This window comes from Streptococcus azizii (genome assembly GCF_001984715.1).
Taxonomy (GTDB): domain Bacteria; phylum Bacillota; class Bacilli; order Lactobacillales; family Streptococcaceae; genus Streptococcus; species Streptococcus azizii.
The window spans coordinates 1-21,508 of record NZ_MSPR01000014.1 but is presented as its reverse complement, the minus strand read 5'-3'; the positions used below and the strand labels follow the sequence as shown (position 1 = coordinate 21,508).

Annotated in this window: 18 protein-coding genes, 3 tRNA genes and 1 other annotated feature; of the genes, 19 read left to right on the top strand and 2 right to left on the bottom strand. The window is 45.4% G+C overall.

From position 1 onward, the window contains the following. Nucleotides 1–366 precede the first annotated feature (366 nt). Nucleotides 367–1,011: a glycerol-3-phosphate 1-O-acyltransferase PlsY gene (gene plsY, locus BVE84_RS07420; protein ID WP_076996423.1), complete on the bottom strand. Its 645-nt coding sequence runs from the start codon at nt 1,009–1,011 to the stop codon at nt 367–369. 142 nt (nt 1,012–1,153) lie between these two features. On the opposite strand from plsY, the gene parE reads away from it, so the two are divergent. The 16 genes from parE (at nt 1,154) to BVE84_RS07340 (ending at nt 15,904) form a co-directional block, all read left to right on the top strand. Then, nucleotides 1,154–3,103 carry a DNA topoisomerase IV subunit B gene (gene parE / locus BVE84_RS07415; protein ID WP_076996422.1) on the top strand — a complete coding sequence of 650 codons (1,950 nt, stop codon included), beginning with the start codon at nt 1,154–1,156 and terminating at the stop codon, nt 3,101–3,103. A 23-nt stretch (nt 3,104–3,126) separates the two neighbouring features. Further along, complete coding sequence (gene fic / locus BVE84_RS07410; protein ID WP_076996421.1) at nt 3,127–3,732, top strand: protein adenylyltransferase Fic; 606 nt, start codon at nt 3,127–3,129, stop codon at nt 3,730–3,732. Nucleotides 3,733–3,764: 32 nt separating this feature from the next. Then, nucleotides 3,765–4,271 (top strand): YkvA family protein, encoded by a 507-nt coding sequence (locus BVE84_RS07405; RefSeq protein WP_083708257.1) that lies wholly within the window; start codon nt 3,765–3,767, stop codon nt 4,269–4,271. Between the two features lie 27 nt (nt 4,272–4,298). After that, nucleotides 4,299–4,859, top strand: coding sequence for a nucleotidyltransferase family protein (locus BVE84_RS07400; protein WP_076996420.1), 561 nt, complete (start codon nt 4,299–4,301; stop codon nt 4,857–4,859). 352 nt (nt 4,860–5,211) lie between these two features. Beyond that, nucleotides 5,212–7,662, top strand: coding sequence for a DNA topoisomerase IV subunit A (gene parC, locus BVE84_RS07395; RefSeq protein WP_076996419.1), 2,451 nt, complete (start codon nt 5,212–5,214; stop codon nt 7,660–7,662). Between the two features lie 116 nt (nt 7,663–7,778). Further along, on the top strand, nt 7,779–8,807 hold the full coding sequence (locus BVE84_RS07390) for a branched-chain amino acid aminotransferase (RefSeq protein ID WP_076996418.1): 1,029 nt from the start codon (nt 7,779–7,781) through the stop codon (nt 8,805–8,807). Nucleotides 8,808–8,864: 57 nt separating this feature from the next. Continuing rightward, nucleotides 8,865–9,098, top strand: coding sequence for a DUF2969 domain-containing protein (locus BVE84_RS07385; RefSeq protein ID WP_076996417.1), 234 nt, complete (start codon nt 8,865–8,867; stop codon nt 9,096–9,098). A 51-nt stretch (nt 9,099–9,149) separates the two neighbouring features. Further along, a tRNA-Tyr gene (locus tag BVE84_RS07380) sits at nt 9,150–9,230 on the top strand. Nucleotides 9,231–9,371: 141 nt separating this feature from the next. Then, nucleotides 9,372–9,443 (top strand) — tRNA-Gln (locus BVE84_RS07375). 123 nt (nt 9,444–9,566) lie between these two features. Beyond that, entirely contained in the window at nt 9,567–10,772 is a 1,206-nt protein-coding gene (gene rpsA, locus BVE84_RS07370) for a 30S ribosomal protein S1 (protein WP_076996416.1), read from the top strand. 34 nt (nt 10,773–10,806) lie between these two features. Then, a tRNA-Arg gene (locus tag BVE84_RS07365) sits at nt 10,807–10,878 on the top strand. A 61-nt stretch (nt 10,879–10,939) separates the two neighbouring features. Then, a complete protein-coding gene (locus tag BVE84_RS07360; protein ID WP_076996415.1) occupies nt 10,940–11,968 on the top strand; it encodes a threonine aldolase family protein in 1,029 nt (342 codons plus the stop codon). Nucleotides 11,969–12,346: 378 nt separating this feature from the next. Beyond that, entirely contained in the window at nt 12,347–13,489 is a 1,143-nt protein-coding gene (locus BVE84_RS07355) for a cysteine desulfurase family protein (protein ID WP_076996414.1), read from the top strand. 251 nt (nt 13,490–13,740) lie between these two features. After that, nucleotides 13,741–14,052: a hypothetical protein gene (locus BVE84_RS07350; protein ID WP_076996413.1), complete on the top strand. Its 312-nt coding sequence runs from the start codon at nt 13,741–13,743 to the stop codon at nt 14,050–14,052. A gap of 3 nt (nt 14,053–14,055) precedes the next feature. Next, nucleotides 14,056–15,276 (top strand): tRNA uracil 4-sulfurtransferase ThiI, encoded by a 1,221-nt coding sequence (gene thiI, locus BVE84_RS07345; protein WP_076996412.1) that lies wholly within the window; start codon nt 14,056–14,058, stop codon nt 15,274–15,276. Nucleotides 15,277–15,457: 181 nt separating this feature from the next. Then, entirely contained in the window at nt 15,458–15,904 is a 447-nt protein-coding gene (locus BVE84_RS07340; protein WP_076996411.1) for a VOC family protein, read from the top strand. A gap of 320 nt (nt 15,905–16,224) precedes the next feature. On the opposite strand, the gene BVE84_RS10745 is transcribed toward BVE84_RS07340, so the two are convergent. Then, complete coding sequence (locus BVE84_RS10745) at nt 16,225–16,311, bottom strand: type I toxin-antitoxin system Fst family toxin (protein ID WP_135017516.1); 87 nt, start codon at nt 16,309–16,311, stop codon at nt 16,225–16,227. A gap of 291 nt (nt 16,312–16,602) precedes the next feature. Then, nucleotides 16,603–16,673, top strand: a sequence feature (ribosomal protein L21 leader region). A gap of 34 nt (nt 16,674–16,707) precedes the next feature. Between BVE84_RS10745 and rplU the strand changes: the two genes are divergently transcribed. From rplU to BVE84_RS07325, 3 genes are all read left to right on the top strand, one after another. Further along, nucleotides 16,708–17,022 (top strand): 50S ribosomal protein L21, encoded by a 315-nt coding sequence (rplU, locus tag BVE84_RS07335; RefSeq protein ID WP_076996410.1) that lies wholly within the window; start codon nt 16,708–16,710, stop codon nt 17,020–17,022. Nucleotides 17,023–17,072: 50 nt separating this feature from the next. Further along, nucleotides 17,073–17,366 carry a 50S ribosomal protein L27 gene (rpmA, locus tag BVE84_RS07330; RefSeq protein ID WP_076996409.1) on the top strand — a complete coding sequence of 98 codons (294 nt, stop codon included), beginning with the start codon at nt 17,073–17,075 and terminating at the stop codon, nt 17,364–17,366. 205 nt (nt 17,367–17,571) lie between these two features. Continuing rightward, nucleotides 17,572–21,508: MucBP domain-containing protein (locus BVE84_RS07325; protein ID WP_076996408.1), on the top strand; the 3,937-nt coding region annotated here is incomplete at its 3' end.

Below are 21,508 nucleotides of genomic sequence, written 5' to 3'. Positions count from 1 at the left end.
AAGTGACTATAGAAGCCTGAGCTAGGAAATAGAAAATTTGACGAGTGACGACGTATCCAGTTGATTTTTAAAGAGAATCAGCCAGCAAAAAGAACTAAGAAAGGATTCCTTAGTTCTTTTTCTGTTGTTCTGTTAGGTTTAGACCCCAGGGAAGTAAATTTTCCTCTTTGTTTAGAATCCGTTCGATATTCTCCTTATGTCGAACAATGACAAAGGAACCTAGGAAGAGGATGATGATAGTAAAGACAGGGTCGTAGCCGTGAATGAGGAAGCCCGTGCTAGGAAATAGAAAATTTGACGAGTGACGACGTATCCAGTTGATTTTTAAAGAGAATCAGCCAGCAAAAAGAACTAAGAAAGGATTCCTTAGTTCTTTTTCTGTTGCTCTGTTAGGTTTAGACCCCAGGGAAGTAAATTTTCCTCTTTTTTTAGAATCCGTTCGATATTCTCCTTATGTCGAACAATGACAAAGGAACCTAGGAAGAGGATGATGATAGTAAAGACAGGGTCGTAGCCGTGAATGAGGAAGCCCGTGCTAGGAAATACCAAGGCACCTATCATGCCTAGGATTGCCCCGACGATGCTTGATAGGGATACCATGGATGTCAGATAGAGCGTCAGCGCAAAGACGAGCATCAAATAGAGACAAAACAAGGGGGCAAATCCCATCAGCATGCCCGCTGAGGTAGCAACGGCCTTCCCCCCTTTGAATTGGGCAAAGATAGGAAAGGTATGTCCTAGTACAGCAAGGAGACCAAAGACGATAGGAGAGACTCCCTCAGCCTGTAGCCAGATCGGTAGAAGGACAGCCAGGCTACCTTTTAAAAAATCTAGGAGAAAGACTGCAATGCCTGCTTGTTTTCCCAGTACTCGGAAGGTATTGGTCGTTCCGATATTTCCTGAGCCGTAGTCACGGATGTTCTTATGAAAAAAGACTTGACCAATCCACAATCCAGATGGGATAGAACCGAGTAAATAGGCTGTAATCAATAAAATACAATTCAATAACATGCTCTCATTATACCACAGATTCACGTATTTTTTGTCAAATGGGTCTAAATGCACCTGTTCCACCCGAAAGTCGGCAGAAAAGTTTTGCAAAAATGCTGAAAAACTTGTAATATAGTAAGGATGACAAGTATGGAGGTCAGTTTTGACGAAGAAAGATATTAACATAAATAACTATAATGACGATGCGATTCAGGTCTTAGAAGGGTTGGATGCCGTTAGAAAACGCCCGGGTATGTATATCGGTTCGACCGATGGAGCTGGACTTCATCATTTGGTCTGGGAAATTGTGGACAATGCAGTCGATGAAGCCTTGTCAGGGTTCGGTGATAGGATTGATGTTACCATCCATAAAGATGGGAGTCTCAGTGTCGCTGACCATGGACGGGGAATGCCAGTCGGCATGCATGCGATGGGGATTCCAACGGTGGAAGTCATCTTTACTGTCCTCCATGCCGGAGGAAAATTTGGCCAAGGGGGCTATAAGACCTCGGGTGGTCTACACGGTGTAGGGTCCTCTGTCGTCAATGCACTGTCTAGTTGGTTAGAGGTAGAAATTACCCGCGATGGACTTGTCTACCGTCAGCGTTTTGAAAATGGTGGAACACCGATAACTGGTCTTGAAAAAGTTGGGACAGCTCCCAAGTCTAAGTCAGGTACCAAGGTTCGGTTCATGCCAGATAGCACCATCTTTTCAACGACTGATTTTAAGTATCACACTATCGCAGAGCGCTTGAACGAGTCAGCCTTTCTGTTGAAACATGTGACCCTCACCCTGCTAGATGAGCGAACAGGGGAAGAAAGCCAGTTCCACTATGAAAACGGAGTAGAGGATTTTGTCCGTTATCTGAATGAGGACAAGGAGACCTTGACCCCGGTGCTGTATTTCAATGGTGAGGAGGGAGGCTTCCAAGTAGAGGTAGCCCTCCAGTACAATGACGGCTACTCAGATAATATCCTCTCCTTTGTCAATAATGTCCGCACCAAGGACGGCGGTACCCATGAGACAGGTCTTAAAACAGCCATTACCAAGGCCATGAATGACTATGCTAGAAAGACAGGTCTGCTCAAAGAAAAGGATAAAAACCTCGAGGGCTCAGATTATCGTGAAGGTCTCGCAGCAGTCTTATCCATCCTAGTACCTGAGGAGCATTTGCAGTTTGAGGGGCAGACCAAGGACAAGCTCGGCAGTCCCCTTGCCCGTCCAGTAGTGGATAGTATTGTCTCTGACAAATTGACCTTCTTCCTTTTGGAAAATGGGGAATTGGCTTCTAATCTCATCAGAAAGGCCATCCGTGCTAGAGATGCGCGAGAAGCCGCACGCAAGGCTCGCGATGAAAGTCGAAATGGCAAGAAAAACAAGAAGGACAAGGGACTCCTATCTGGGAAGCTCACCCCTGCCCAGTCTAAGAATGCTGCTAAAAATGAACTCTATCTCGTCGAGGGGGATTCAGCCGGTGGCTCTGCCAAGCAGGGGCGGGATCGCAAATTCCAAGCTATTTTGCCCCTCCGAGGTAAGGTCATCAATACCGCCAAGGCAAAGATGGCAGATATTTTAAAAAATGAAGAAATCAATACCATGATTTACACAATCGGTGCAGGTGTTGGCTCAGACTTTAACCTAGAAGATGCAAATTATGATAAGATTATCATCATGACCGATGCAGATACAGACGGCGCCCATATCCAGACCCTGCTGTTGACCTTCTTTTACCGCTACATGCGTCCCTTGGTGGAGGCTGGAAGGGTGTATATTGCCCTCCCCCCTCTTTACAAGATGAGTAAGGGCAAGGGAAAGACAGAGAAAATTGCCTATGCCTGGTCAGACAACGAGCTGGAGCAACTCCGCAGGGATTTTGGTAAGGGAGCCATGCTACAACGGTATAAAGGGTTGGGGGAGATGAATGCAGACCAACTCTGGGAAACGACCATGAATCCAGAGACTCGCACCCTTATCCGTGTCACAATCGAGGACCTAGCCCGCGCTGAACGCCGCGTCTCTATCCTCATGGGCGACAAGGTTGAACCCCGCCGGAAATGGATTGAGGAGAATGTCACCTTTACCTTAGAAGAGGCGACTGCTTTTGCAAAATAGTCTCGGGAAAATGGAGGTAGCGCATGGTTTTAGAAAATAAATTGGGGATAAGGGACTCTTTAGAGTTGGCAAAAATAGAAGAAAAAGCCAGTAAAGAGAAAGCCAAACGGCTGTTTGAGGAACAATTACTAGCAGATAAAAAAGCTGGTACTTTTGAAACCCTAGCTTTCATTCACCGCTTTCTATTTGAAGACATCTATGACTTTGCAGGTAGGGTAAGAGATGTCAACATAGCAAAAGGAGGTTTTCGCTTTGCACCTCTCATGTATCTTCACACGTCCTTAGAAATGATTGACAAAATGTCCCAGTGTACCTTTGACCAAATCATTGAAAAATATGTAGAGATGAATGTGGCTCATCCCTTCCGTGAGGGAAATGGTCGTAGTATGAGGATTTGGTTGGACCATTTGTTGAAGTCTGAATTAGGGCAGGTTATTGATTGGTCACTGGTGGATAAAGAGGATTATCTGCTAGCGATGGAGCGGAGTCCAATCCGTGATATCGAAATTAACTATGTCTTAAAGAATGCCTTAACGAATAGGATTGATAGTAAAGAGCTCTACATGAAGGGGATCGACCATTCCTATTATTATGAAGGCTATAACCTCTATCGGACAGAGGAATTGTAAATCTAGCACAAACAAACTATGTGAGGTGTTTTATGCCAATACCCATTCCCAAACTTCCTAATCGTTTGACACAGACTGCGAAGAATTGGACGGATAAGCAGAAGAAACAGTTGGCTCAGGTGGATTTGAAGGAGAAATTTTCCCTAGCCCTCCAGTCTTGGAAGTCTAAAAAGACAGAAACAGAGGCGGCTCAGCTTCTAGCTGATTCGGATAGGATGGAGGAATTTCTCCAAGGTGTCGAACTCAAGCTGAAACAAGTCCCTTTTGCTGGTGAGAATCTAGCAGTGATACCAGGGATGATTTCCCTTATCCGAAGCTATATCAGACGTGATTATCGTGAAGTTCCCAAGGGTTCCCTCTTGGCAATGGTGGGGGCTTTGATCTATTTCTTTAGCCCGATTGATGCCCTGCCTGATTTCCTTCTGGGAGCTGGCTTGCTGGACGATGCAGTTGTCCTGTCTGCCTGCCTCAAACTCATCAAGTCAGACTTAACCGACTTCCGTGACTGGCAAGCAAGTCAGCACAAGCTAGAAGACTAGCTCAGCTATTTTCAAGAGGAGAAAGTGATGTTAGAGAAAGTTGAACGACTAATAAGTGAGGTTAACCGTATTCATTTGGAGTATTCAAAAGATTATTTTGAAACAGGAAAGGTTGAAAAGGTCAATCTCAAGCATACCTTTGCCAAGGTGCCTACCCAGCCGATACTGGCTTATCGGCTCAACTTACACGAAGCAATCAATGACTATTTAATGCGAGCGAATGTCAAGGATATTGCCTATTTTTATCGTGTCAAAACATCGGAGTCGATTTTGGATAAGATAGGGCGATTTAAGGCAAGGAGTGAGGGCTATCCTGTCAATTCCATTCTAAATGATATTTTCGGTGCTCGTATGATTCTGACTTCTGAAGAGATTGCGGAGGTCATGGAGTGTCTGGATGACTGGCAGAAAAAATATGGTCTGAAAAATTGGTATCTGCGAGATAAGGACGGCTATATCGGTATTCATGTTTATTTTAAAAACAAGAGTAACTTTTACTACCCATGGGAATTGCAACTGTGGGACGAGAAAGATGTAGAAGCCAATATTGCTAGCCATGTCAAGTATAAAAGGAAGTTTGTGGAATAAAAAAGGGATAGGAGATTAGCACGGCTAATTTCCCTATAATTGAAGCCGAAGCTACTAATAAAATGATGAGCTTTAGGGAAGTTGGAGGCCAGAAGGCTTCCAACTTAGGAATGGAACTCCGCAGGAGGTTCGCTTTTGTTCCCACTACCTAAGGCGATTATCAAAAAAAGAAATAATCACTTTTTGCCAAGAAACAAAGAAAGGAATGTTCAGCTAGCCTGCCTAACTGAACACGGGACTAAATTCCTAGTGAAAAAGAGAAATCTCCCTAGATGTTTTTCATCGTCGGTCGATTTTCGATTTTCCTACGGAATTTTTCGGCGAGCCGAATCGTCCCTTTGTATCTTAATTTATGTCAAATATTCAAAACATGTCCCTCGAGGACATCATGGGAGAGCGCTTTGGTCGCTATTCCAAATACATCATTCAAGAGCGGGCCTTGCCAGACATTCGGGATGGTTTGAAGCCTGTGCAACGTCGGATTCTTTATTCTATGAATAAGGACGGCAATACCTTCGATAAGGCCTATCGAAAGTCAGCCAAGTCCGTCGGAAATATCATGGGAAATTTCCATCCGCACGGTGATTCGTCCATATATGATGCCATGGTCCGCATGAGTCAGGACTGGAAAAATCGTGAGATTCTAGTGGAAATGCACGGGAACAACGGTTCCATGGACGGTGATCCCCCTGCCGCTATGCGGTATACAGAAGCTCGCTTGTCTGAAATGGCAGGCTTCCTGCTAGAGGACATCGAGAAAAAGACCGTGCCTTTTGCTTGGAATTTTGATGATACGGAAAAAGAGCCGACAGTCTTGCCCGCAGCCTTTCCCAATCTCTTGGTCAATGGGGCAACAGGGATTTCAGCAGGCTATGCTACAGATATTCCTCCTCATAACCTCTCAGAGGTCATCGATGCGGTCATCTACATGATTGACCATCCAGCAGCCAAGGTGGATAAACTCATGGAATTCTTGCCGGGACCAGACTTCCCGACAGGTGCGATTATCCAGGGGCGCGATGAAATTAAAAAGGCTTACGAGACAGGGAAAGGGCGTGTCGTTGTACGCTCTAAAACTGAAATCGAACAACTAAAAGGTGGCAAAGAGCAAATCGTTGTCACAGAAATTCCCTATGAAATCAACAAGTCTGTCCTCGTTAAAAAGATTGACGATGTGCGGGTTCATAACAAGGTGGCAGGGATTGCTGAAGTCCGTGACGAGTCGGACAGGACAGGGCTACGCATTGCCATTGAGCTGAAAAAAGATGCCAACCGTGACTTGATTTTGAATTACCTGTTTAAATACACCGACTTGCAGGTCAATTATAATTTCAACATGGTAGCCATCGATCACTTCACACCACGTCAGGTTGGTCTGGTACCGATTTTGACCAGCTACATTGCCCACAGAAAAGATGTCATCTTAGCCCGCTCTCGTTTTGACAAGGAGAAGGCGGAAAAACGCCTCCATATTGTGGAAGGCTTGATCCGTGTTATTTCAATCTTAGATGAGGTCATTGCCCTGATTCGTGCCAGTGACAATAAGGCAGATGCCAAGGAAAATCTCAAGGTCAGCTATGACTTTACCGAGGAGCAGGCAGAAGCCATCGTTACCCTGCAACTCTACCGTCTGACCAATACGGACGTCGTAGTCCTTGAGGAAGAAGAGGCCGACTTGCGTGAGCAGATTGCCTATCTAGCAGCGATTATCGGCGATGAGCGAACCATGTATAATCTCATGAAAAAAGAACTCCGAGAGGTCAAAAAGAAATTTGGGACACCACGCCTTAGCGAATTGCAAGATATAGCCAAAACCATTGAAATTGATACGGCGAGTCTCGTAGTTGAAGAAGAGACCTATGTCAGCATTACCAAGGCAGGCTATATCAAGCGTACCAGTCCCCGCTCCTTTGCGGCTTCAACGGCGGAAGAAATCGGCAAGCGGGATGATGATCGCTTGATTTTTATGAGTCCTGCTAAGACTACCCAACAGCTCTTACTGTTCACAAATCTCGGAAATGTCATTTATCGACCTGTCCATGAACTGTCGGACATCAAGTGGAAGGAGATTGGGGAGCATCTCAGTCAGACCATTTCAAACTTTGAGGTGAGAGAAGAGGTTATCTATGCGGAGTTGGTAGAAAATATCGACACAGGTGTCTACCTAGCTGCAACCAAAATGGGGCAAATCAAGCGTGTGGAGCGTAAGGAGTTCAGCCCTTGGCGGACCTATAAGTCCAAATCACTCAAGTTTGCTAAATTAAAAAATGACGAGGATCAAGTGGTCTTTGTCGCCCCCGTCCAGCTAGAAGATGTCATGGTGGTGACAAAGACTGGCTATGCCCTTCGCTTCCATAGTGAGGAAGTCCCTCTCGTTGGTGCCAAGGCAGCTGGTGTGAAGGCTATCAACCTAAAAGGGGACGATAGGGTAGCTGCGGTCTTTCTGGTGTCCGGTAGTGCCTTCTATCTCTTGACCCAGCGTGGAGCCTTGAAAAAAGTAGCCGTCGCTGATATTCCAGCAAGTAGCCGCGCCAACAGAGGCCTGCAGGTGTTACGCGAATTAAAGGCCAAACCCCATCGCGTCTTTCTCGCAGGAATGGTCCAGGGAGAAGGGGCTAATCTTGATTTGTTCCACCAAGGAGATAGCCTTGATGAAACTCAGATATTGCAGGTTGTTTCGACGACGGGGCAACGATATGAGGTCAACCTAGCAGACCTTTCTCTATCAGAACGCACCAGCAATGGCAGCTTCATCTCCGATACGATTTCAGATGAGGAAGTAGCAGCTGCTTGGTTGAAATAGAAAAGAGAACTCGCAAGGGCGGGTTTTCTTACTATTCACAAAATTTTCTGAATTTTTAATTGAAAATCATTCTTAAAAGTAGTAGAATAGTAAAAAATATAGTTGGAGATACAGATATGACCCTATCACTTGACTGGGAAAACCTTGGTTTTTCCTATATGAAATTGCCCTATCGCTACGTAGCCACTTATACAGACGGCAGATGGACGGAGGGGATTTTGACAGAAGATGCCACTCTACATCTGTCTGAATCCTCACCAGCCCTCCACTATGGACAGCAAGCCTTTGAGGGCTTAAAGGCCTATCGAGCAAAGGATGGTTCTATCCAACTCTTTCGCCCTGACCAAAATGCCGAGCGCCTACAACGGACTGCTGAGCGCCTCTTGATGCCCCAAGTACCGACAGAGATGTTTATTGAAGCCTGCAAGGCAGTCGCCAGTGCCAACAGTGACTATGTCCCACCTTACGGAACGGGGGGCACTCTTTATCTGCGTCCGCTCCTGATTGGAATTGGCGATGTTATCGGGGTCAAGCCAGCAGAGGACTATATCTTTACAGTCTTTGCCATGCCAGTTGGGAATTATTTCAAGGGTGGGCTTGCTCCGACCAACTTCCTCATCCAAGATCAGTATGACCGAGCAGCCCCACATGGTACAGGTGCAGCCAAGGTTGGTGGAAATTACGCTGCCTCACTCTTACCAGGCCAATATGCGAAGGAAAGAGGCTTTTCTGACGTGATTTACCTGGATCCAGCGACCCATACCAAGATTGAAGAAGTCGGGTCTGCCAATTTCTTTGGAATTACGAAAAACAATGAATTTGTCACCCCCATCAGTCCCTCCATTTTGCCGTCCATTACCAAGTATTCCTTGCTCTATCTAGCAGAACACCGCTTGGGGATGAAAGCGATTGAGCGGGAGGTCTTTGTGGATGAGCTATCAGAATTTGTGGAAGCAGGAGCCTGTGGTACGGCGGCTGTCATCTCCCCGATCGGTGGTGTGCAGCATGCGGATGACTTCCATGTGTTTTACAGTGAGACAGAAGTTGGACCGGTCACACGTAGATTGTATGACGAATTAACAGGGATTCAATTTGGCGATATTGAAGCTCCAGCGGGCTGGATTGTAAAAGTAGATGAAAACTAGGGCTTGCACTTGCAAGCTCTATTCTTTTCGTGTAAAATGAAAAAAGTGAGGTCAGATATGAGTAAAAAAGAGAAAAAAATTGAAATTCAACTAGAAGAAAGTAGTGTGCAAGTAAATGGAGAGGACTTTCCAGGCTATACATTAACGATTGGAAAAAAAGTCATCGGTGAGATTGCAGAGCTAGCCGATCATCATTTTGCCGTTGTAAAAAACGGAAATACAGAGAGTTTTTATAAAAAGTTAGAAAAAGCTGTCGGAAATGTTATTGAAAATTACAATTTGCACCACTAACCTCTTGTAATAGTCACTATTTTATGCTAGAATAGTGACTGTTAGTGCTGAGGAGAGATAGCGAAGAGGCTAAACGCGGCGGACTGTAAATCCGCTCCTTCGGGTTCGGGGGTTCGAATCCCTCTCTCTCCATGCCTAGGATACAAAGGACGTTTAAAACGCAAAGTAAAAATAGGAAATTGACAGCAAATCCTGGTTTGCTAGGCAATTTATCTTTTTTACACCGCGTTTAGCCCGAGTTCATTTCTAAAATATCTTAGAGCAAAATCACTTTGGGGTATAGCCAAGCGGTAAGGCAAGGGACTTTGACTCCCTCATGCGTTGGTTCGAATCCAGCTACCCCAGTCAAGGTATTAGGAAGGCTTCCTAATTCGTCAAAGCTGCTCTTTTGTTAGTCCTTGCGTGTGCCTTAATTAAAATATATTTTATGTTGAGTCGAGAGACTTGATTGTCGGAGGTTTTTTTATAATGAACGAATTTGAAGATTTGTTGAACAGTGTAAGTGAAGTTGCACCTGGTGATGTGGTAACTGCAGAAGTATTGACAGTTGATGCTGGTCAAGCGAATGTAGCGATTGCTGGAACAGGTGTTGAGGGTGTCCTAACTCTTCGTGAGTTGACAAACGACCGCGAAGCTGACATCAACGAACTTGTTACAGTTGGTGAAACGCTTGAATTGCTTGTACTTCGCCAAGTAGTTGGTAAAGATACAGACACTGTTACTTATCTTGTATCTAAAAAACGTTTAGAAGCACGCAAGGCATGGGACAAACTTGTTGGACGTGAAGGTGAAGTGGTTACTGTTAAGGCGACCCGCGCAGTAAAAGGTGGACTTTCCGTTGAATTTGAAGGGCTACGTGGATTTATCCCAGCTTCCATGATTGATACGCGCTTTACTCGTAACACAGAACGTTTCGTAGGGCAAGAGTTTGAAGCAAAAATCAAGGAAGTTGCTCCAGCAGATAACCGCTTCATCTTGTCACGTCGTGATGTGGTAGAAGCAGCAGCAGTAGCAGCTCGTCAAGAAGTATTTAGCAAGCTGACAGTCGGTGAGAATGTCACTGGTAAAGTCGCTCGTATTACAAGTTTCGGTGCCTTCATCGATCTTGGTGGTGTAGACGGACTTGTTCACTTGACTGAATTGTCACATGAGCGTAACGTATCCCCTAAAGCGGCTGTGTCAGTGGGCGAAGAAGTTGAGGTAAAAGTTCTTGCCATTGACGAAGAAGAAGGTCGTGTATCCCTTTCATTGAAGGCGACAACACCTGGACCTTGGGATGGCGTTGAGCAAAAGCTAGCGGCTGGTGATGTGATCGAAGGTAAGGTAAAACGTTTGACAGACTTCGGTGCATTCGTCGAAGTATTGCCAGGTATTGATGGACTTGTCCACATCTCACAAATTTCACACAAACGTGTTGAAAATCCTAAAGATGCTCTAACAGTTGGTCAAGATGTAACGGTTAAAGTTCTTGAGGTGAATGCTGCAGATGAACGTGTATCTCTTTCTATCAAAGCCTTAGAAGAGCGTCCAGCACAAGCTGAAGGTGAAGAGAGAGCTGAGAGACGTGAATCACGTCCACGTCGTCCAAAACGTCAAGAAAAACGTGATTTTGAACTTCCAGAAACGCAAACTGGATTCTCAATGGCTGACCTTTTCGGTGACATTGAATTGTAATCACTTGACTTGCCCTGTGCAAGTCTTTCTCTTGCCGTCCTTAGTGTAATGGATATCACGTAAGATTCCGGTTCTTGAGATGGGGGTTCGATTCCCTCAGGACGGATTGTCTAGTATAAAAAGCCTTGAAACCAAGGCTTTTTAGTTTATGAAAGGTCAGGAGTACCATGCTACATTTTGAAAATGACTACAACAAAGGGGCGCATAAAGCGATACTGGATGCCCTCCTTGCGACCAATGATGAGGGCTTAGCAGGCTATGGTGCAGATGAGTATAGTCAGCGTGCCGCTGAGAAAATTCGCATAGCTACTAATTGTCCCCAGGCCCAGATCAGCTTTTTGACAGGTGGCACCCAGACCAATCAAGTGGTGATTGCCTCCCTGCTTGCTTCCTACGAGGGAGTGATTGCAGCGGATACAGGTCACATTGCTATACACGAAGCAGGGGCGATTGAGTATACAGGCCATAAGGTCTTGAGCCTGCCCCACAAGGATGGTAAGATAGAGGCATATGCTGTCCGTCAGTTCTTGGAGGCTTTCTATGCAGATGCTAACCATGAGCATATGGTCTTTCCAGGAATGGTCTATGTCTCACACCCTACAGAATACGGGACGCTCTATAGCAAACAGGAGTTATCTGACTTATCCAAGGTGTGCAGGGACTACCACATTCCCCTCTTCTTAGACGGGGCGCGTCTGGGCTATGCCCTAGCAGCTCGCTCGACCGACCTTGATTTGCCAGCGATTGCAGACCTGACGGATGTCTTTTACATCGGTGGAACCAAGATGGGGGCGCTCATGGGAGAGGCTGTTGTTTTTACCAAGGGGAATCAGCCCAAGCATTTTACGACTCTTGTGAAACAGCACGGGGCTCTCTTAGCCAAGGGACGTTTGACAGGAGTCCAGTTTGACCGTCTCTTTACAGACGATCTCTACCTACAATTAGGACAGCATGCGATTAGCATGGCAGAACAGTTGGTCGCACTGCTGGAAGAAAAAGGCTATCGCTTTTATCTCAAATCCCCTACGAATCAGCAATTTTTACTGGTGACAGATGCTGAATTAGAAAAGTTAGAGCAGTCTGGTGTCTGCTATGGCTTCTGGGAGAAATACGATGATACCTATACCATTATCCGATTGGCAACCAGTTGGTCTACCAGTCAAGCCGATGTCAATGCTCTAGCGCAGATGTTGTAACAGAAGTTCTATCACCACAGAGTTTTTATCTGTCAGGTCTGTGCCTTATGAACATCAAGATTTTACAGTCTTTTAGTTTGCTTTTAGTACTAGGCAACGAGCTGAAGGCTGTACTGGAGTACGGCAAAGCGAGTTAACGAAGTAATAAAAGATAAACTAAATGACTATAAATGGAAAATTGTGAAAGGTAACGACGGAAATACGGGCTAGCAAGGCTATCCTCTTTCACTAGACCTACCAGAAGATTCCCGACTTTTCCCAATCGTTCCATCCTGTTTGCAGAGAACAGTCTGAAAGGCTAGACGGGAGCTTTTCACTCAGCCAGGTGTATTGTCGCCATCAGGTGTGAAGTTGACAGATAGAAAAAGAGGAGTACATATGATTTATTTCGACAACGCAGCAACGACTCGACCCTATCCAGAGGTGCTAGCAACCTATGCAGAAGTCGCCAGCAAAATGTGGGGGAATCCCTCCAGCCTGCATGGTCTTGGCAGTCAAGCAAACAGAGTCTTGCAGGCTTCCAGACAGCAAATTGCAGACTTATTAGGAGTTGCGCCACAGGAGATTTTTTTTACCTCTGGTGGGACAGAAGGGGATAACTGGGTTATCAAGGGGGTTGCCTTTGAAAAGGCGCCATTTGGCAAGCACATCATTGTGTCAGAGATGGAACATCCCGCAGTTAAGGAGGCAGCACTCTGGCTGGCGACACAAGGATTTGAGGTCGATCTTGCCCCAGTTGATCAGTACGGCTTCGTCAATGTGACAAAACTAGCTGCCTTACTGCGTCCGGATACTATTTTGGTATCTGTTATGGCCGTCAATAATGAGATTGGATCGATTCAGCCCATCCAAGCTATTTCCGACCTGCTAAAAGACAGACCGACCATCTCTTTTCACGTGGACGGAGTTCAGGCACTGGCTAAAATCCCTACAGCTGACTATCTGACAGATCGTGTTGATTTTGCGACCTTTTCCAGCCATAAGTTTCATGGAGTTCGCGGTGTCGGCTTTGCCTACATCAAAAACGGAAAGAAGATTACCTCGCTACTAGCAGGTGGCGGTCAAGAAGCGGATAAGCGCTCAACGACCGAAAATGTAGCAGGTATTGCCGCAACTGCTAAGGCTCTCCGTATGGCGATGGAGCAGCAAGAGGACTTTAGCAGGAAAACTGGTCAGATGAAACAGGCACTCATCCAGAACCTGTCCACCTATAAAGATGTCAGTATCTTTTCAGGAACAGACCACTTTGCCCCCCATATTCTGACCTTTGGCATCAAAGGTGTGCGAGGGGAAGTCTTGCTCCATGCTTTTGAGGACTACGGTATCTACGTCTCGACGACCTCGGCTTGCTCTTCCAAGGTCGGAAAGCCAGCAGGAACTCTCTTGTCTATGGGAGTCCAGCCTCAACTGGCCACAACCGCCATTCGCCTGAGTCTAGACTTGGAAAATGATAGGAGCCAGATAGAGAAATTTTTAACAATTTTTAAGAAAATATATCACAAAACGTGCAAAGTAAGATAAAAGAGGGTATAATTATGAGCAGAGCAGAGCAGAGCAGAGCAGAGCAGAGCAGAGCAGAGCAGAGCAGAGCAGCCTAATTTCTATTGTTCTGCCTGTTTATAATGGAGTGAAGCACATAGAAGACTGCATTAGGAGTATCCAAAACCAATCTTATCACCACGGTTTGGGGTTCTCTGTTTAAAAAAGAATTATTTGATACGATTAGATTTGTAGAAGATGAGTTAGATGGGGACGGCGCCCTTATTTGGAAATTGTATCCAAAGGCAAATAAGATCTTTCATCTGAACAAAGTCATCTACACATGGCGCAATAATCCATTGAGTGTCTCCAATCAATTTGATAAGAGACAACTGGCAGCCATTAAACATCGAGAAGAGCGCATGCGGTTCATGGATGCCCACCAGATGGACCTGGCAGATAGTAAGTGGGCCTACACCGACAACGTTGGTTATTTTGCCTTGGTCACAGCTGAGCGTGGGCTGGCTGAAGCAAGGGAATTAAATGAAAAGTGGCAGCTAGCGAAGGAAGGAGTCTTTCCTTTCTTACAGGAAAGGGAAACATAGTACATGGTTTTAAACTATTCAGAAATGATGATTCGTTATGGGGAATTGTCTACAAAGGGCAAGAACCGGATGCGATTTATCACTAAACTTAAACGCAATATTCAGGATGTCCTGTCCATTTATCCAGCCGTAAAGGTCATGGCAGACCGTGACAGGGCTCATGTCTATCTCAATGGAACAGACTATCAGCCAGTAGCAGAAAGTCTCCAGCAGGTTTTTGGGATTCAAAATTTCTCCCCGTCTTATAGGATTGAAAAATCGGTTCCAGCCTTGATCGAGGCGGTGCAAGAAATCATGACGGACATCTACCAAGAAGGAATGACCTTTAAGGTGTCCAGTAGGCGGAGTGACCACAGTTTTGAGCTAGACAGCCGTGAGCTCAATCAAACCTTAGGAAATGCTGTGTTTGAAGTTATTCCAACAGCCCAGGTCAAGATGAAGGCACCCGATATTGAGCTACGGGTAGAGATTCGCACAGAAGCAGCCTATATTTCCTATGAAACCATTCGTGGGGCAGGTGGACTTCCGGTCGGAACTTCCGGCAAGGGGATGCTCATGCTATCTGGGGGGATAGACTCCCCTGTAGCAGGTTATCTGGCCTTGAAACGTGGTGTTGATATTGAAGCTGTCCATTTTGCTAGTCCCCCCTACACTAGCCCAGGCGCCTTAAAAAAGGCCCAGGATCTGACCCGCAAATTGACTAAGTTCGGTGGCAATATCCAGTTCATCGAGGTTCCTTTTACAGAGATCCAAGAAGAGATTAAGGCAAAGGCACCTGAGGCCTATCTCATGACCCTGACGCGCCGTTTCATGATGCGGATTACCGATCGCATTCGCGAGGACCGTGGAGGTCTCGTCATCATCAATGGAGAAAGTCTAGGGCAGGTAGCCAGTCAGACTCTAGAGAGTATGCAGGCTATTAACGCCGTGACCACTACCCCTGTTATCCGTCCTGTTGTGACCATGGACAAGCTCGAAATTATCGAGATCGCTGAAAAAATCGATACCTTTGAGATTTCGATTCAGCCCTTTGAGGACTGCTGTACGATTTTTGCCCCAGATCGTCCCAAGACCAATCCGAAGATTAAAAATGTTGAGCAGTACGAAAGCCGTCTGGATGTAAAAGGGCTGGTAGAGAGAGCGGTCAGCGGTATCATGGTAACGACCATTACCCCACAAGTAGAGCAGGACCAGGTCGATGAATGGCTTGCTGATCTACTGTAAGACAGATTCTAAAATATCTAAGGGAACTGAGAGGTCGGTTCTCTTTTTTTGCCTAGAGTTTTAGGCTGGCTTCAGTCGCAGGAGGCCAAGGTATCGTCGGGCTTTTAAAGAAGAGTATGAAACGTTTGTCCGCAGGATGAAGTCATGATATAATGGGCTATCACTATCTTGGAGGTTATGTATGCTGAAATCAATGGAAGTTTATTTGGTGATAAAAGGGAGAGGGTTAGAAGCTATCGAGTTTTATCAGGCTGCTCTAGGAGCAAGCGTTGAGCAGGTGAACATGTTTAAAGACTTCGTGCCAGATTGCCCGAAGGAATGGGAGAACTACGTGATGAATGCCCAGCTTTACGTGAATGGTCAACGTTTTATGATTTCAGACAATCATCCTGAGATGCCCTATACAGTTGGTGACAATATGACAGTTGCCCTTATTACAGATGACGCGACAACAGCTCAAGAACTGTACAGCAATCTATCTGTTGACGCAAGCGCTATTACTATGGAACTACAGGCAGTTCCGTGGTCTCCAGCCTATGGTAGCTTGACAGATAAGTTCGGGATTTCTTGGCAAATCAATGCAGAAGTTGACGGCTATGGTCAAGAATACTATGCAGGACAAGAATAGTTGGAGGGGATCAAAGCCTCTGGCGCTGTAGCCGCAATTACAGGAGTTGTTACTATTCACTAAGCTACCAGTGCCAGTTCTCCTAAACGATTGGATGGCAAGTATTGAAGAGTGAGGAGTTAATATACATTATTTCTGCCAGCTGTGAAAGGCTGGTGTTTTTTCTTGACAATTTCAACGCTTGCATGCTACAATAACAGTGTGAGGAAAGATGTCTGACCTCTACACGAGGCAACGGAAAATCCCCTTGCATTTGTAGGACTTTACAAGGGGATTTTTTTGCGTAGTCTGTAACTTGACTACGTCCGAGCTAGTGGCACTTACTCATCGTCTTTCTTATCTAGCCATTTAGAAAGTAGTGCAAGGACTATCCCAACCAAGATTGGTGCGATGAGATTTTGAAAGATATTTGATCACACTAACAACTCACTCCTTTCGACAGGCGGTGTTTTGTTGGTGCCAAATAGTATTATAGCATAAATTCTTCTTGGAACAAAAAATAAACAGGTAAACCTTTGAAGTAGGTGATATATTTAAAAATACTTTTTTAAAGAATGTTTAGGATGGACACCCGACCTGTTGATGAAAGAGAGTTTGTACCAACAGTTAGAAAATCTAGAATGTGTTTATAATTTTTAAGGCACAAAATACTTGTCAAATAGAAAGAAGGGTGGTAGAATAAGAATGTTGACTATGCACAGCCTGTGCAACCGCTCGATCATCGTTTAAGTGGTTCGTCCCACGATGCTAGGCGAGTCTTCACAAAAATTGGGAGATCCCCATACTATCATAGGAGGTGCATAATGAGCACATACGCAATCATTAAAACTGGCGGAAAGCAAGTTAAAGTTGAAGTTGGACAAGCAGTCTACGTTGAAAAATTAAACGTTGAAGCTGGTCAAGACGTTACATTTAACGAAGTTGTTCTTGTTGGTGGTGAAAAGACTGTTGTCGGAACTCCACTTGTAGCAGGTGCTACTGTTGTTGGAACTGTTGAAAAACAAGGAAAACAAAAGAAAGTTGTTACTTTCAAATACAAACCTAAAAAAGGTAGCCACCGTAAACAAGGTCATCGTCAACCTTATACAAAAGTTGTTATCAAGGCTATCAACGCTTAATGCTGTTCTAGCAAACAACACTCATCACAGAATATTGGAGGAATAACAGTATGTTAAACTTGAATCTTGCAAACTTACAACTATTCGCCCACAAAAAAGGTGGAGGTTCAACGTCAAATGGTCGTGACTCTCAAGCAAAACGTCTTGGAGCAAAAGCTGCTGACGGTCAAACAGTATCAGGTGGTTCTATTCTTTACCGCCAACGTGGTACAAAAATCTACCCAGGGACTAATGTAGGACGCGGAGGAGACGACACGCTCTATGCGAAAGTAGAAGGCGTCGTACGCTTTGAACGTAAGGGACGTGACAGAAAACAAGTATCCGTCTATCCTATTGCGAAATAGTCATTTTATCAGTGTGCCAAAGAACTTGCTTTTGCGAGTTCTTTTTTTGATTCATAAGAGGTAAGGCATGGTCTATCAGGACAAAGAAGTTTGCCTCTTTTTTTGATAGGATAATAAAATTTGAAATATTAACTCATATTAGTTGCAAAAGTCGGGGGGGGGGTATAATGGGGAAGGAACTATAAATGGAAAGGAAAGGTTCTATATGAAAAATCGTAAAGGTTTTGATTGGTATACACTGAAGCAATGCTTCTCATTTCGGAAGTATCACTTTGGGCTAGTCAGCGTTTTATTGGGGGCTCTTCTGGTAACAGGACCTGAGGTGGCACGTGCCGAGGAGAACGTGGCTTTGGAAGATCAGTCGACTACGGCTCTTGTGATGAGGCAAGATAGTGTAGCTGACAAGGAGGTCGAAGCAGCAGGACTACCCCTTCAACCTACTCCAGTAGCAGAGGTGAGAGCGGAGGCTACAAAAGAAGAAGGGGAGTCAGGGGACACAGCTGATCCGTCAGGAACTCAAGTTGCAGTGGAGGAAAAGGCTGAGCCAAAGGCTCTTGATCAGCAAGGCAAAGAAGTGGCTGGTTCAGAAGGAACGATCAGTGCGGCTCCTGTTGCTCCCGTAGCTGAAGCTGAAGCATCCACTACTCCAGCGGGATTAGCTGAGGTAACTCCTCCGTCCCAAGAAGTGGGAGAGCACGATGTTAATCTTGAGGACAAGGCACTGGAGGAATCTGCCTACAAGATTTTGACTGTCAGTCGTTTGAAAGAAATGTCAGCACAAGAGATTGCCCAGTTAGGCGAGAGGGATTTTGGTGATTTCCACATGACGCAGGAAATTTTTTCACAGCTGAGTGAGGAACAGATTCGGGCTTTGACCTTTAACCGGAACTACCAAAATCTCCGTCAAAGAGGAGGGACGACAGGGGGAGTCTTTAGGGCGGCGACCGAGACATCATCAGATAAGCCGAATGATGGATATACAACCTCAGAGCGTATCTTAAAAAAAGATGGCTATACACCTTATATCGATCCAACTCCGGGACGGAAGACAGTATCAGTTATTGAAAATTTATACACACCTGAACGAGGTCAAGGAGATAAGCCATCTGAAATAGGACGTCAATATACCTTCTCGGTTTCTAAAAGAGATGTAGACCAGCAAGGAGAGCCGAGATACTTGTATGTTACCGTATCTAAAGGCGGTGGAGTTATTGCTACAACCACAATAGATATGCAAACTTTGACTGCTGGGCAGAGTATCCCTCTGGATCAGGCTGCAAATGGAAGCGGTTCCTATGCGGTTATTGATGTGTCTTTCTCACCAGTAACTGGAAAGCCAATTCTTCAGATAAAAAAACGTATTGACAATTCCCTTGCTAATTTCTTGCCGATTTACGGGACTAATGTTTATACGCAGACACAACCTTCAGTAAATAATACAGTTATTCCTGGTCATTGGGGAATTCAGGTGACTAAGTTCTTGGAAGAAGGAACAAATCGGGAATTGCGCCCAGAGTTTATTCAATACGGCTGGGATGATTTGACCAACTATACTACTAGACCAGTTGATATCAAGGGCTATGACTTGATTAAAACAGAAGGTAATGAGAATTATGTTATCAATAGTGATAGTGCTGAAAAAGTTGGAGATATCCTCTATAAGCGCACTGTCACAAATAGGGGAACCTTGTACCGTAAGTTAACGATGTTAGAGGGTGGAAAAACAAAGGTTGAAGCCTATATAACATGGGCGAAAGCAGCGGGGACATTTTCTAATTCAGTCAAGGTGGACAAAGATCGTGTGGCAGCCACACTACCTTCTGCTCGCGAATTCTTTGAGAATAGAGGGAACTACTTCATTTATACAGATTTGGATAAAACTCAGGAAGAGCAGACCAGAAGAACGCTTAACGGAGTTCGAGGAATGGTTGAGTTTATCCAAGTCCGCTACTCCAGCCCAACGGGTTCAAATGTAGCTCCAACACCAGATGAATATGCAACTGCCTATCGTGAAGTAACTCTAGAACCGTTTACAGCTACTAATTCACGCTACAATTTAAATCGAACATTGGATGTGAATAATTCCGTCTATCAACCAGACGATGTGATTTACTACTATCGTGCGAAGACGGCCAATGTCTATGTAACCTATAAGGATGTCAATGGAAATACCCTCCAAGTTCCAAAAGGCGGAACTTACGTGGATCGGGTGACTGATACCCAGGATGGGAAGTATGATACGGCCTACGATACAAATGATCACAAGCCGAATACCATTAAAACAGCGGACGGGAAAACCTATAAGCTAGCTCCAGCTGGTAACTATCCTGTTGGACGTGTCGAAGCAGACAGTCATCTGGCATCTAGCGCCCCTGTTTCTGGAAAAGTGACAGAGACCGATCAAACGGTGACCTATGTCTACCAAGAGGTGAAGGGGGATGTTGTTGTCCTTTACAGGGTAGACGGAAGCAATGCCCCGATTACAGGAATTTCCTCAGACGGCAAAACAATCGGTCGTGTCTCTGATTCAGAAACCCAAGAAAAGACAGCCTGGGAAGGAGCGGTGGTAGATACTAGGGCAAGCTCTACAGGCACAGATTATAGCACTACTGATAATCGACCTGCGAAAATTACCACGGCAGATGGTAAGGTATATAACCGTATCGAGGGGAGAGTTGGCGGTAATGAAACTGGTAAGGTTGTCGAAGGAACAACCCGTATCGTCTACTACTACGAATTGGCTAAGGGAACGGTTGTCGTTCACTATGTCAATGAAAATGGAGTGACCATTAAAGCACCCGTGACCGACTCTGACCAGCTGGCTACAGGTACTGACTACAATACCAGTGAGCATAAGTTGCCAACCTTTACTGGAACAGATGGTAAGACCTATGAATTGGTGCCAGCAGGTACCTATCCTGTTGGTCGGGTTGATGGGGACAATCACCTAGTAAGCTCTGCCCCAACGACTGGCAAGGTAACAGAAGGTACCAAGGACGTCACCTACGTCTACAGAGAAGTCAAAAAGGATAAGGCGGTTGTCATCTTCCGTCATGTCAATGAAGACGGAACCAAGGTTGTGCAGGAATTGGAACGGACAGAGGAGTTCGAAGGCAGAGGTGCTACTGCCATTCCGTATACCGAAGCCACTAAGCAAGCTGTGATTGATAGATACTTGAAGCAAGGCTATCAGCTAGTCGCAGACCAATACGGAGCTGGAAAAGACTTTAACGGTCAAGATGGAGTAGATACCTACTACATTGACTTGACACCGAAAATCGTACCATTTGAGCCAAACAAACCGGTTGTCCCAGGCAGTGAGGTGCCAAATGATCCCAATAAGCCAACCTATCCAGATCCAAAAGATCCGGATGCCAAGGATCCAAACAGCATGAAGAAAACGGTCACACGGACAGTGACCTACTACACTGAGAATACTGACGGTAGCAATCGTCAACCAGTAGCTGCAGATAAGATTGCGACCAAGACCGATAGTCTGCATTTCAGACGGACCGGTACTATCAATCTGGTGACAGGTGAGGTTGTTTGGAATGATTGGACCGTCACTGATGAGCGCTATGAATTAGTGACCAATCAGAAAACAGGTTCTTTTGCAGACTACCCAAATCCAACCTTAGAGGGCTATACCCTTTATGCCGAAGAAGTGGACAGAGGGGACTCTACTTCTAAAGACTCCACAGGGGGACACGAAAGGGTTCAAGCAACGGATCAAGACTATCATGATAAGGTTATCTATAGATTGATTGAGGTGCCAAAAGGCAGCGTCATCGTCCACTATAAGGACACCGAGGGCAATACCATCAAGGATGACTACACGGATACCACTGACGCACCAGTCGGCACAGACTACAATACGGGTGAAAATGACAGTGAGAAGCCAACCATCATCGAAAAAGATGGCAAGAAGTACAAGCTCATTCCAGAGCGGACCCAAGGTCAGGAAACTGGTCAAGTGGTAGAGGGCAACACAGATGTCACCTACGTCTACCGTGAACTAGGCAGCTACCTACCATACATTCCAAATGAGGAAAACCCAGGTGACCGTCCACCAGTACCGTACGATGAGACCCCAGAAAACCCAAGTGATAACCCACCATTGCCACATATCCCTGGCTACACAC